Origin of the sequence: Salipiger sp. HF18, assembly GCF_011806505.1 — a bacterium.
Classification (GTDB): Bacteria; Pseudomonadota; Alphaproteobacteria; order Rhodobacterales; family Rhodobacteraceae; genus Salipiger; species Salipiger thiooxidans.
In genome coordinates, this window is sequence record NZ_JAATOS010000545.1 from 1 (window position 1) to 2,541 (window position 2,541).

Consider the following 2,541-nt stretch of genomic DNA (forward strand, 5'->3'; position numbering starts at 1 on the left):
ACGACCGCGACACCGCGGTGCGCCGGCTTGGCGACGTGCTGTCGATGGCCGAGCCCGGCTTCATCGAGGATTACGTATCGGAAGGCCGCGCCGCCCCCCTGCGCCCGGTCACCCTGCGCCAGCTGAGCGAGGGCGACAGCCGGATCTACGGCGAAAAGGCCTCGTGGATGCGCTCCGAGGCCTGCCTGCGGCTCGACTTCGGCCCCGGGCGGCTGCCGGGACTGCTGGCGCTCGGCTCCGAGGACCCGCACATGTTCACGCCGCAACAGGGCACCGACCTGCTGGCCTTCTTCGCCGGCGTCTTCGAACGCGCCATGCGGCGCTGGCTGTCGTGACGCTGCTGATCTCTCCGGCGGCGCGCGACGCGCTGGAGAACTGGCTGGCCTCGGCCCGCGCGCTCAAGGGGGCCGCCGAGAACACCATCACCGCCTACCGCGCCGACGTGCTCGAGTTCATCGTGTTCCTGACCGCGCATCACGCCGAGCCGCAGGGGCTGAAGCCGCTGGCCCGGGTCACCACGCCGGACATGCGCGCCTTCATGGCGCATCTGCGCGGCCAGGGCGCCGCGCCGCGCTCGATGGCGCGCAAGCTCTCGGCGGTGAAGAGCTTCTACCGCTGGCTTGCCGAGCGCGAGGGCTTCGAGCCCACCGCCGTGATCATGGCGCGGGCCCCCAAGTTCCAGAAGAAACTGCCCCGCCCGCTCGACGAGAGCGCCGCGCGGGCGATGATCGAGACCGTCGAGATGCAATCCGCCGACAGCTGGATCGGCGCCCGCGACGCCGCAGTGGTGACGCTGCTCTACGGCTGCGGGCTGCGGATCTCCGAGGCGCTGGGGCTGCGCGGCCGCGACTGGCCCATGGGCGAGTCGCTGCGGATCACCGGCAAGGGCGGCAAGGAGCGCATCGTGCCGGTGCTGCCCGTCGCCCGCGACGCGGTGGGCATCTACCTGCAGCTCTGCCCCTTCGAGCCCGAGCCCGAGGCGCCGATTTTCCGGGGCGCGCGCGGCGGGGCGCTGAACCCGCGGCTGATCCAGAAGGTGACCGAGAAGGCCCGCCTTCAGCTCGGCCTGCCCGCCACCGCGACCCCGCACGCCATGCGCCACAGCTTCGCGACGCACCTGCTGGCGGCGGGCGGCGACCTTCGGGCGATCCAGGAACTGCTGGGCCATGCCTCGCTCTCGACGACCCAGGCCTACACGGCGGTCGACGAGGTGCACCTGATGAAGGTTTACGAGGCCACCCACCCCAAGGCGGGCTAGGCGCGGCATCCCGGCGCGGCCCCCGGACGGTCGCCCGGAAATGATTTGCCCGCTCCCGGCCCCGCGCCTAGGTTGCGCAAAACACACTCAGGAGGACTCCATGAAACTGCTCCAGGCCGGCCCCTCGCCCTTTGTGCGCAAGGTCCTCGTGACACTGCACGAGACCGGGCAGTTCGACGAGGTCGAGACGGTCCAGGTCACCGCGTCGCCGCTGGCGCCCGATGCCAACCTGATCGCGGCCAACCCGGTGGGCAAGATCCCGGCGCTGCTGCGCTCGGACGCGCCGACGCTCTATGACAGCCGCGTGATCTGCCGCTACCTGGATCACCGCGCGCAGTCCGGGCTCTACCCCGAGAGCCGCCTCTTCGACACGCTGACGCTCGAGGCCACCGCCGACGGCATGATGGAAGCCGCCGTGCTCATCGTCTACGAGGAGCGCTTCCGGCCGCCCGAGAAGGTGTCGATCGAGTGGATCGAGGGCCAGTGGGCCAAGGTGTCGCGCGCGCTCGACGCGCTTAACACCCGCTGGATGAGCCACCTGCACGGGCGGCTCGACATGGGCCACATCGCCATCGGCTGCGCGCTGGCCTACCTCGACTTCCGCCATGACGTGCGCAAGTGGCGGACCGGCCGCGAGGCGCTCGCCGACTGGTACGAAGGCTTCGCGCAACGCCCCTCGATGGTCGCGACCGACCCCCAAAGCTGACCCGGCGGGGCTTGCAAGCCGTGATCCGGCCCCGTAAGCCCCGGCAATCCTGCACCAACAAGAGGACGCCACCCATGCGGATGCGCGACACCTTCCTGAAACCGATGCACCCCGAGGGACGCAAGTTCGTCGCCATCTTCGCGGTCGTCACCCTTGTGCTCTTCCTGATCTGGGAGCCGTTCGGCTGGATCGGCGTCGGGCTCACCGTCTGGTGCTACTACTTCTTCCGCGACCCCGAGCGCGTGACCCCCAACCGTCCCGGGCTGGTGATCAGCCCCGCCGACGGCGTGGTGTCGCTGATCGAGCCCGCCGTGCCGCCCGCCGAGCTGGGCATGGGCCCCGAGCCGCTGACCCGCGTCTCGGTCTTCATGTCGGTGTTCAACTGCCACGTGAACCGCGCCCCCGTCGCCGGCGAGCTCATCGCCTTGGCCTACCGTCCCGGCAAGTTCCTCAACGCCTCACTCGACAAGGCCTCCGAGGACAACGAGCGCAACGCCCTGCGCATCCGCATGGATGACGGGCGCGAGATCGCCGTGGTACAGATCGCCGGCCTCGTCGCCCGCCGCATCATGTGGTG

The 2,541-nt window shown here is 70.5% G+C and carries 4 protein-coding genes; all 4 read left to right on the plus strand.

What is annotated here, in order from left to right:
* A partial coding sequence (locus HC022_RS23855; protein ID WP_167454058.1) for a DUF484 family protein occupies nucleotides 1–335 on the plus strand: 335 nt, incomplete at its 5' end.
* Nucleotides 332–1,258, plus strand: a complete 927-nt coding sequence (locus HC022_RS23860) for a tyrosine recombinase XerC (RefSeq protein ID WP_167454059.1) — start codon at nucleotides 332–334, stop codon at nucleotides 1,256–1,258. The genes HC022_RS23855 and HC022_RS23860, both read left to right, overlap by 4 nt.
* A gap of 100 nt (nucleotides 1,259–1,358) precedes the next feature.
* Nucleotides 1,359–1,964, plus strand: coding sequence for a glutathione S-transferase (locus tag HC022_RS23865; protein WP_089963294.1), 606 nt, complete (start codon nucleotides 1,359–1,361; stop codon nucleotides 1,962–1,964).
* Between the two features lie 74 nt (nucleotides 1,965–2,038).
* Nucleotides 2,039–2,541, plus strand: a 503-nt coding sequence (locus HC022_RS23870) for a phosphatidylserine decarboxylase (RefSeq protein WP_167454060.1), incomplete at its 3' end; no start/stop codon positions are given.